Annotated in this window: 9 protein-coding genes; 4 read left to right on the top strand and 5 right to left on the bottom strand. The window is 63.8% G+C overall.

All coding sequences use genetic code 11. From position 1 onward, the window contains the following. The coding region (locus tag L0G76_RS11350; RefSeq protein ID WP_304357328.1) for a DUF4870 domain-containing protein at positions 1-415 on the top strand (415 nt) is incomplete at its 5' end. A gap of 210 nt (positions 416-625) precedes the next feature. On the opposite strand, the gene hemW is transcribed toward L0G76_RS11350, so the two are convergent. Next, positions 626-1,855, bottom strand: a complete 1,230-nt coding sequence (hemW, locus tag L0G76_RS11345; protein WP_304357327.1) for a radical SAM family heme chaperone HemW — start codon at positions 1,853-1,855, stop codon at positions 626-628. Then, positions 1,856-3,727, bottom strand: a complete 1,872-nt coding sequence (gene lepA / locus L0G76_RS11340; protein ID WP_304357326.1) for a translation elongation factor 4 — start codon at positions 3,725-3,727, stop codon at positions 1,856-1,858. A gap of 172 nt (positions 3,728-3,899) precedes the next feature. Between lepA and L0G76_RS11335 the strand changes: the two genes are divergently transcribed. The 3 genes from L0G76_RS11335 to rpsT all read left to right on the top strand — a co-directional run bounded on the left by L0G76_RS11335 (position 3,900) and on the right by rpsT (position 5,767). After that, a complete protein-coding gene (locus tag L0G76_RS11335) occupies positions 3,900-4,667 on the top strand; it encodes an endonuclease/exonuclease/phosphatase family protein (protein ID WP_304357325.1) in 768 nt (255 codons plus the stop codon). Between the two features lie 11 nt (positions 4,668-4,678). Next, on the top strand, positions 4,679-5,260 hold the full coding sequence (locus L0G76_RS11330) for a type II toxin-antitoxin system PemK/MazF family toxin (RefSeq protein ID WP_304357324.1): 582 nt from the start codon (positions 4,679-4,681) through the stop codon (positions 5,258-5,260). 246 nt (positions 5,261-5,506) lie between these two features. Then, complete coding sequence (gene rpsT / locus L0G76_RS11325) at positions 5,507-5,767, top strand: 30S ribosomal protein S20 (RefSeq protein WP_304357323.1); 261 nt, start codon at positions 5,507-5,509, stop codon at positions 5,765-5,767. Between the two features lie 108 nt (positions 5,768-5,875). Here rpsT and holA read toward each other — a convergent pair whose 3' ends face one another. The 3 genes from holA to L0G76_RS11310 form a co-directional block, all read right to left on the bottom strand. Continuing rightward, positions 5,876-6,859, bottom strand: coding sequence for a DNA polymerase III subunit delta (gene holA, locus L0G76_RS11320; protein WP_304357322.1), 984 nt, complete (start codon positions 6,857-6,859; stop codon positions 5,876-5,878). A gap of 83 nt (positions 6,860-6,942) precedes the next feature. Further along, positions 6,943-9,156: a ComEC/Rec2 family competence protein gene (locus L0G76_RS11315; protein ID WP_304357321.1), complete on the bottom strand. Its 2,214-nt coding sequence runs from the start codon at positions 9,154-9,156 to the stop codon at positions 6,943-6,945. A gap of 52 nt (positions 9,157-9,208) precedes the next feature. After that, the coding region (locus L0G76_RS11310) for a ComEA family DNA-binding protein (protein ID WP_304357320.1) at positions 9,209-9,461 on the bottom strand (253 nt) is incomplete at its 5' end.

Here is a 9,461-nt window from a genome sequence, read left to right as displayed (position 1 = left end):
CGATTCGCGGATGCTGCCGGAGAACGCCTATGGACCCGGCTCCGAGATGTTCTGGCAGGCCAGCGAGAACGAAAGAACCACGGTCCTGTGGACACACATCGGATCGATCTTCGTCTGGTTCCTCCCCCTCATCATGTTCCTCGTGAAGAAGGACGAGTCTCCCTACGTGCGCGAACATTCCCGGCAGGGACTGAACGCAATGATCACGAATTGCCTCGCCACCTTCGCAGCTGCCATCGTCTTCATGATCATCGCCTTCGTCCTGGCCCTTGTGACCTTCGGTCTCGGCTTCTTCGTCTACTTCTTGGCGTTCCTGGTCCCACTCGTCTACACGGTGCTCTACATCATCGCCGCCGTTGCCGGGAACAAGGGTGAGGGCTATAAGTTCCCGCTGACCTTCGACTTCGTGAAATGACTGAAACACCTCCGGTGATCACTCACCTCACATGAACTGAGCCGCTCCGGGCAGACAGAAGCCGCTGTCATCGCGTTCGATGACAGCGGCTTCTCTACGTCTCTGGCGTGACGTCTCTGGTGTGTGCCGCGGGCGGCACAGGCAGGTGTTCGCTCTGCGTGCCCTGCCTTCGACTCAGATCACACTGCCCCAGATCGGATGCAGTCGGGGTCAGACGTAGTCGGTGAGGATGCGGACCATGTAGTCGGCCATCAGCCGACCCTGCAGTGTGGGCTCGAACCGGCCTTCATCGACGGCCGTTGCATCGAGAAGCCCCTGCTTCACGAATCCTCTGATTGCCCTGTCGCTGCCGTGCCCCAGCGAGTCGAGGCGCAGTTCCGAATCGATCCGGGCAGCGAGCATGATCCGCTCGATCTCCTGCGTCGACTCCCCCAGGACCTCACGTCCGATAGCCGGTGAATCACCTGCGAGCAGCCGGTCGGACCAGGCGCGAGGGTGCTTGGCGTTCCAGAAGCGCACTCCGCCGATGTGCGAGTGGGCTCCGGGTCCGAAGCCCCACCAGTCGGCATTGCGCCAGTAGGCCATGTTGTGGTCGCAGCGGGTCTCGGCCGAGGTTGACCAGTTGCTGACCTCGTACCAGCGCAGGCCGGCGGCGGCCATGGCGGCATCAGCGATCTCGTACTTGTCGGCCAGATCGTCTTCGTCGGGCATCGGCAGTTCGCCCCGGCGCACCATGGCGCCCATCTTCGTGCCGGGCTCGATAATGAGCGAATACGCTGAGATGTGGTCGACGTCGTTGCTCAGAGCCACGTCCAACGACCGGCGCCAATCGTCGATCGACTCCCCCGGTGTGCCGTAGATGAGGTCGAGGCTGAGTTCCAGACCGGCCTCTTTGATCCACCGGGCCACATCCGGAATCTTGTCCGGGTCGTGCGTGCGATCGAGGGTGGCGAGCACGTGGGGCACCGCCGACTGCATCCCCAAGGAGATCCTGGTGAACCCGGCGGCGGCCAAGGTCGCAATATAGGCAGGATCCAGTGTGTCGGGGTTCGCTTCGGTCGTGACCTCGACGTCCGGTGCCAAGCGATAGCGGTCTCGGATATCGTCCATCACCCCCGCCAGCACCTCGGCGGACAACAGTGTCGGGGTTCCCCCGCCGAAGAAGACCGTCGTCACCGCACGGCCGGCCGCGCCCGCCTCGGCGAGGACATGGGCCGACAGATCAAGCTCACGGGCAAGATTGCTGCGGTAGTCATCGCGGGAGGCTCCGGGCCCCAGATCCTCTGCCGTATAGGTGTTGAAGTCGCAGTAGCCGCAGCGGACTCGACAGTACGGTACGTGAACGTAGAGACTCAGCCCGCGAGCGTCCGCGCCGACCCCGGCCGAGGCCGGCAGCGAACCATTGAGCGGTGGAGTCTCACCAGTCGGTTGTGTCGGCACTTACTTCTTGGGTTCCTTCTTGGGATCCGGTTCATCCGAGGACAGTGCGGCAATGAAGGCCTCCTGCGGGACCTCGACGTTGCCGACGACCTTCATCCGCTTCTTGCCTTCCTTCTGCTTCTCGAGCAGCTTGCGCTTACGGCTGATGTCGCCGCCGTAGCACTTGCTCAGCACGTCCTTGCGGATGGCGCGGATCGTCTCGCGGGCGATGATGCGCGAACCGATGGCAGCTTGGATCGGAACTTCGAACTGCTGGCGCGGGATGAGCTTGCGCAGCTTTCCGGCCATGAGCACGCCATAGGAGTAGGAATTGTCGCGGTGGACGATCGCGGAGAACGCATCGACCTGGTCGCCGTGGAGCAGGATGTCGACCTTGACCAGGTCCGCTGCGTCCTGGCCGTCGTCGGAGTAGTCGAGGGTGGCGTAGCCCTTGGTCTTCGACTTCAGTTGGTCGAAGAAGTCGAAGACGATCTCTGCCAGAGGCAGTCGGTACCGGATCTCGACGCGGTCCGAGGACAGATAGTCCATCCCCTGCAGGTTGCCGCGACGTGTCTGGCACAGCTCCATCACCGCGCCGATGTGTTCACTCGGGGTGAGGATGGTGGCCCGGACCATGGGTTCTCTGACCTCTTTGATCTTGCCCGTCGGATACTCGCTCGGGTTGGTGACCTCCATCTCCGATCCGTCTTCCATGGTGACGTCGTAGATCACGCTGGGCGCGGTGGAGATGAGGTCGAGGTCGTATTCGCGCTCAAGACGGTCCCGCAGGACCTCGAGGTGGAGCAGACCGAGAAAGCCGCAGCGGAAGCCGAAGCCCAGCGCCGTCGAGGTCTCCGGCTCGTAGGCCAGCGAGGCATCGTTGAGCTTGAGCTTGTCGAGGGCGTCGCGCAGCACGGGGTAGTCCGATCCATCGATCGGGAAGAGACCGGAGTACACCATGGGCTTGGGTTCTTGGTAGCCTTCGAGCGCCTGTTCGGCAGGCTTCGGAGCAAAGGTGACGGTGTCGCCGACCTTGGACAGGCGAACGTCCTTGACGCCGGTGATGAGGTACCCGACCTCACCGACGCCGAGTCCCTTGGTGGCGCGCGGTTCCGGTGAGGAAACGCCGATTTCGAGGAGTTCGTGCGTGCTGCCGGTCGACATCATCGTCAGCTTCTCACGGGGATGCAGCGCACCGTCGACGAGGCGGACGTACGTCACCACGCCCCTGTATGTGTCGTACACGGAGTCGAAGATCATCGCCCGTGCCGGAGCATCGGCGTCGCCGACCGGAGCCGGAATGTCCGAGACGATGCGGTCGAGGACTTCTTCGACGCCTTCGCCGGTCTTGCCCGACACGAGCAGGCAGTCCTCGGGTTCGCAGCCGATGAGGTTGGCGAGCTCTTCCGCGTACTTCTCGGGCTGTGCGGCGGGGAGGTCGATTTTGTTGAGAACGGGAATGATCGCGAGATCGTTCTCCATGGCCATGTAGAGATTGGCCAGGGTCTGGGCTTCGATGCCCTGTGCTGCGTCGACGAGAAGCAGTGCGCCCTCGCAGGCGGCCAGTGACCGGGAGACCTCGTAGCTGAAGTCGACGTGTCCTGGGGTGTCGATCATGTTGAGTGCATAGGGAGCAGCCTCGTTCTCCCAGGCCATGCGCACAGCCTGGGATTTGATCGTGATTCCGCGCTCGCGTTCGATGTCCATCCGGTCGAGGTACTGAGCTCGCATATCGCGCGGTTGGACCGCCCCGGTGACCTGGAGCATCCTGTCGGCCAGGGTCGACTTGCCGTGGTCGATGTGAGCAATGATGCAGAAATTGCGGATCAACTCGGGTGATGTAGCGGACGGAGAAATCCGTTCGAGTGCTTGCGGCTTCACCTGAGGTGACATGAACGCCCTTCCTTCGACAGACCAGAACTTCCATTGTTCCATGGGTTGCGCACCAGACTGGAATCCTCTGCGTCCCGAAGCGTGCGGGAACCACATCCTCGCCGCCGCTCGGACTCGCTGAGAATCCGGGCACCGGTCGCCACTTTCGGCACGGATCGGCGACGATTGGATCATGAGCGACTTCTCGATCATGAGCTTCAACCTCAGATATCCCGCCCTGGACGGGCACCCTGTGGCCACACGTCTGCCCATCGCCGCAGAACTCATCACGCACGCCCATCCCCACATCATCGGCACGCAGGAGGGTGAGCTCGATCAGCTCGAGACGCTCATCAGCCTGCTTCCCGATGAGTACATCTGGTTGGGTGAGGGTCATTCGGGCGGCAACTCGGGTGAGTTCACCGCGGTCATCTACGATTCGTCCCGCTTCGACGTCGACGCCGTGGACATCAGCTGGCTGTCCGAACAGCCGGAGACAGTCGCCTCCGAATCCTGGGGCGTCTCCCACGCCCGGACCCTCACCGTCGTCGATTTTCGTGATCTGATCGCCGGGCATTCGCTGCGGCTGCTCAATACGCACCTCGATCACAAGTCCGAGCATGCCCGCTTGGAGTCCGGGAGGCTCATGGCCGGCCACCTCGCCGAGGCGAACGGCCCATCCGTGGTCACCGGAGACTTCAATGTCGCCACCGGCTCCCCCGTCTACGACTTCTTCTGCGCAGAGCTGGGACTCACGGACACCGGGGCCCTCGTCCCGAGTGAGGACATCGGCACCTTCCACCGCTACAGGGGACCGAAGATCGGCGAACCGCGCATCGATTGGATCCTGACCTCTTCCGGTCTGCGCACCGTCACCACACGGATCAACACCTTCAGCTCCCACGGCGAGTACCCCTCCGACCATTTTCCCGTCGAAGCAGTCCTGAGCTACGTCGATTAGGATTGGCGCACATGAGTTGGAAATCACTGGTCGGTCGCGTCGTCAAGATCGGCGCCAAGGAAGGCTTCAAGTTCCTCAGGGAATCACAGGCGAAGAAGAAGGCGGATTCGCAGGGTTCGGGGCCCCGTCCCAGCAGTCCCCCTCGAGGTGATGCACGGGCCTCCGGATCCGCCTCGGCGCGGGGCGGAGACTATCCGGGCGACTACCGCGGCCCGGTCAACGTCTCCTATGCACCCGACCTCGACGGCGATGCCGATCCGGGTGAAGTCGTCTGGGGATGGGTCCCCTACGAAGAGGACCATTCCCAGGGCAAGGACCGTCCGTCCCTGATCGTCGGCAAGGACGGTCGCTGGGTGCTGGCACTCATGCTCACCAGCCAGGACCACATCCCGGGTGGAGTCGGCCAGGTGCGCGAAGACCGTCACGCCCGGTGGATGAATATCGGCAGCGGGGACTGGGACTCTCAGGGCAGGCCCTCTGAAATCCGTCTCGATCGTGTGATTCGCCTCGATCCGCAGTCCATCCGCCGCGAAGGCTCCATCATGCCCCGCGAGATCTTCGAACAGGTCGCGGACAACGTCGACGCCGGCTGACTCCGGGTCCGCACCGAGACCGAACTCCAGTTGGGTCCGAACTGCGACCAGGGAGCCAGAATTTCTGCCTGACGGGATCAGGCTGTATCGTTGTGTCAGTATCTTCATCAATGGCGTGTGTCTCGTCTAGGTCGGGTGAAGATGCCATCAGACTCGATATCATCGATGTGTTTCCCCGCGGAGATGAGCATGTCGGTCGGATGTGCCCTCACGACCATGTTCCACTAACACGAAAGAGTGTTGAAATTGGCTAATATCAAGTCACAGGTCAAGCGGATCGAAACCAACGAGAAGGCTCGCCAGCGCAACAAGGCTGTGCGGTCCGAGGTTCGGTCACACGTCCGCGTCGTCCGCGAGAACATTGCTGCCGGCAACAAGGACGAAGCACAGCAGGCATATGCTGTTGCCGCCCGTAAGCTCGACAAAGCTGTTTCGAAGGGTGTTCTGCACAAGAACAACGCTGCGAACCGCAAGTCGCGCATGGCCACGCAGATCAACGCTCTCTGAGTCGATCACTGAGGCTATAGCTTCGGGGCCCCGATCCATATGGATCGGGGCCCTTGTGCATTCACAGCATGCTGCGCGGTGCACTCACCGCTCAGTGTGCGTGGCTTCTCAGCGCTGGCGGGCCAATCGGCAGACTTCGGAGACGAACCATTCGACGGCGTAGACAGGGTCGCGTCCTCCGCCCTTGACAGCTTCATCGGCTTCGGCCGCCGCGATCAGCGAGTGGCCCAGGGCGACTTCGTTCCACCGCCGGACCTCGCGCCTGGCACGGTCGACCTGCCACGGAGCCATCTTCAGCTCCGAGGCCAGCTCACCGCTCGATCCCGAGAAGCCCTGCACCTTGGCCATCGACCGCAGCTTCATTGCGACCGCCGCGACCAGGGGAACCGGGTCGGAACCGGTCGACAGGGCGTGACGCAGGAGGCTCAGTGCGTTCTTCGCATCGCCTCCGACAGCGGCATCGGCGACCTTGAAGCCTGTGGCCTCGACCCGACCGCCGTAGTACTGGTCGACGACCTGAGCGGTGATGGTTCCGTCTGTGTCCTCGATGAGCTGTTCGACCCCGGCGTTGAGTTCGGACAGGTCGGAGCCGAGCGCCGACATCAGCGCGGCCATTCCGGATTCGTCGATCTGCCTCTTCGCGGCCTTGAACCGGCCTTGGGCGAACTTGGCCCGGTCGCTCTCATTCTTCAGTGCCGCCGCATCGACCCGGGGGAACCCGCTTGCCTCGAGCTTCTTGACCAGCTTCGCTCCGCGATTGCCTCCACCGTGGAGGAGCAGGACGACCGCATCGTCATTGGGTTCGTCGAGGTAGGCGAGCGCATCGGCCAGGAAAGCCTCCGAGCATTTCTCGACGCTGTCGACGACGATGAGCTTCGACGTGGAGAACAGTGAGGGCGAAGCGGCCATAAGCAGCTCCCCGCCCTGATATCCGGCGGCGTCGAACTCGATCTCCTCCGGGTCCTTCTTCCGTGCAGCAGCCACGATCCGATCCTTGGCCATGCGGATGAGCACCGGCTCGTTCCCGGAGATCATCACAACGGGCGCGGGCTTAGCGGAACTCCACGGAACCAGGGTCTTCTTCACTGCCATGTGCCAAGCCTATCGTGAGCCATGGACACGTTGCGCGGCAGAGACCCGCACTCGAACCCGCACTCGATCGCTCAACCGTGCACTCATCCGGAAGCGGACTCGCAGTGCTGTCCTGTGCTGTACTGCGCATCGGCATACACGGCGACGGTGCCGCAGAGATCGGTGCGCAGAACCGGGACGGCGCCGAAGGCTCGCTGAGCTCGTGGCGTGGGGTGACCGTAGCTGTTCTCACCTACGGAGATCACTCCGAGGCGAGCGCCTGCGGCCGTGAAGAAGTCCTCTGACAGGTCGGAGGACCCGTGGTGGGGCGCGATGAGCACATCGACGGGTTCAAGGCTCTGAGCTACGATGAACTGTTCGTCCTCGCCGATGTCACCGGGGACCAGGTAGCTCAGGCCCTCCTGTTCGACCCGCAGGACCAGTGAGTCCTCGTTGCGCACCTCTCCTGACTCCGCAGTGGGACCTCGTTCTCGCACTGTCTGCGGTGGTGGCCACAACACCGTGATTCGAGCCTCGGCGGCGTCGAGCGTGCGTCCCCGCGTCGTCGGCACCACCTCGGCGCCGGTGTCTTCGACAATGCCTCGGACCTCGTCTGACCCGACGACGTTGGCAGACACCCACAGTCGGTGCAGGGTCCGAGACCAGGTGGTTCCCGCATAACCGGCGCTGTGGTCGGCGTCGAAGTGGGAGATGACAAGATCGAAGTCCTCGATCCGGCCCTCGTCGAGGCACACGTCGACGGGCTTCGGGTCCTTCCCCGTGTCGATGACGAGTCCACGGTCATCGCCGAGGTTGATCAGCGTTGCCGAGCCCTGCCCCACATCGCAGATCATGACCAGCCAGTCGTCTGCCGGCGGCTTCGACCGGCCGACGACGATGATCAGTGCGGTCAGGCAGATGCAGAGTACGACGACTGGGACTCCCCACAGCTTTCTGCGTACCAGCAGCCACAGCCCTGCGGCCAACAGGAAGAGGAGCCCGAGCGCCGCCAGCGTCCCCCAGGGAGGTTGCGGCCAGTCGAGGGCCGCCCCGGGCAGTCCGGCACAGACTTTGGCCACGGCAACGATCCACCATGCGCACAGCGAACCGAGCCAGGCGGGCAGCTGAGCGCACCACAGGAGCCCTGGGACACCGACGAGCCCGACGCCGGCGCACACCAGAGACACGAAACCCGCAATGGTGGCAGGCAGCACCGCGGGTGCGGCCAGGGCATTCGCCGCCACCGACCACAGCCCGATGCGGGGGTCGATCGCCACAAGCACGGGCGTGCACGCCAACTGGGCAACCAGGGGCACGATGAGGGCGCTGATGACGATGGCGGGGACCATCGACAGACGCAGACTCAGACGCCGCAGAATGATCGGAACGACGAACATGATTGCGGCCGTCGAGACGACGGAGAGCACGAAACCCACCGAGCCTGCCAGCACGGGGACCAAGCTGAGCAGGATGCACACGGTCGAACTCATCACCGCCACCGGTGAGATACCGCTCCCGCGCAGGAACACGAGGGCGACCGCGATCGCCATACCCGCCGCGCGGATGGCACTGGGTTCGAACCCGACGACGAACACATACCCCACGCAGGTGAGCACACCCACGGCGACACGGGTCCTGGGCCCGGCCCGACACAGTCCGGCAACCAGTCCGGCGCCGAGGCTGACGATCGTGACATTGCTTCCGGAGACGGCGGAGATGTGAGTCAGTGACACGACGCGCATGTCGTCCTTCATCTGTGCGTCCTGAGGTTCGGTGTCTCCGACGACGAGTCCCGGCAGCAGTGCTCCCCCGCTGTGCCCCGAGGCCAAAGAGTCATGTCGCAGCTGCATCCGCAGGTCTCCTCGCCACTGCCACAGGCTGTTCGGTGCACGGAGGATCGTCGGGTCGGCGTTGCTGAGGCGCACGTCGTCGAGGGCTTCAGTGCGCATCGAGATGTGCGAACCCTCGGGCGGGACGGTAGGGCTGAGCACCTCGGTGATGCCCGACGAGGTCAGCACCGTCAGCCGTGACCACCCCGAGGCTCCCGGTTGGCTGTGCCCGACCACCATGCCCTCCACCTCGGTGACTTCGACAGTGCCGCGGGCAGCGCTGAGCATCGTGGTCTGCACCGTGAACAGGCACCCGAAGACGATGAGGAGAACACCGAGGTGGTGGTGTCTGCGCAGGCAGAGGAACCCGAGACCGACGAGGACGGGGACAGCGACGAGCGCCCATGGACCTGGGGCCGCCAGTGCGGTGGCCCATAGGCTCATCGCACAGATGAGCAGACGAACGGAGCCGGGCCAGACCTTCGCCACCGAGCGCACCCAGCCGAGAGTGGCCTTCCCCCGGTCTCTCGCCCGCTCTGCCCTATCCGACGACGACAAGGTCTTTGAGACTCTCGAAGGTCTTAGGGCCGATTCCCTGGACAAGCAGCAGATCCTCCACCTTGTCGAAGGGCTGCTCTTCGCGGTGGGCGATGATCGCCTCCGCGGTCACCGGTCCGACGCCCGGCAGCGTCTGCAGCGCCGTGAGGTCGGCCGTGCTGAGATCGACCTTCCCACCCTGGTTCGGATCTGCAGCAGCACTGCCGGAGGCGCCTGCTGCACTGTCTGCCGCACTG

The organism is Brevibacterium picturae (assembly GCF_030453725.1).
Taxonomy (GTDB): domain Bacteria; phylum Actinomycetota; class Actinomycetes; order Actinomycetales; family Brevibacteriaceae; genus Brevibacterium; species Brevibacterium sandarakinum_A.
This window is presented reverse-complemented; position numbering and strand designations above follow the sequence as displayed.